At 70.7% G+C, this 434-nt stretch carries 1 protein-coding gene; it reads left to right on the top strand.

Translation table 11 applies throughout. The features are described from left to right. Nucleotides 1-270, top strand: a 270-nt coding sequence (locus ACU8YC_RS28235) for a hypothetical protein (RefSeq protein ID WP_446896427.1), incomplete at its 5' end; no start/stop codon positions are given. Nucleotides 271-434 lie beyond the last annotated feature (164 nt).

Genomic DNA, 434 nt, shown 5'->3' on the forward strand with positions numbered 1-434 from the left:
ATCGCCGCGGACCCCCGGCTGGCCCAGGAAGTGCGCCAGATCGACAAGACCCTGATCGACCGCTTCGGGCGCGAAGGGTCGGTCGTGCTGATCGAAGGTCTGTCCAGTGAGGCCGGGAAGCTGCTGCCGCAGGGTCAGAACCTGGAGGAGATCCGCGCCGTCCTGAAGCCTCTCCTCCGGGCCGTGGTCGCCGACGACAAGCTGCAGACGAGCCTCGCCCAGCAACAGCAGCTCGGCCGGGACGAACCGTCCCTGGGGCGCTCGGCATGACGCCGCTGTTCCGCGAGCCGGTCGCGACCACGAGCCCCGGCCTGATCGTCGCCCTCGGCGCCGTCGGCCTCATCACCCTGGCCATGCTCGGCCTCGTCTGGTGGACCTTCTCGCCGGTGCTCGGCCAGATCTACGCCGGTCTCCGGCTGGCCGAGACCGCCACC

This window comes from Citrobacter sp. VF227, from assembly GCF_052950715.1.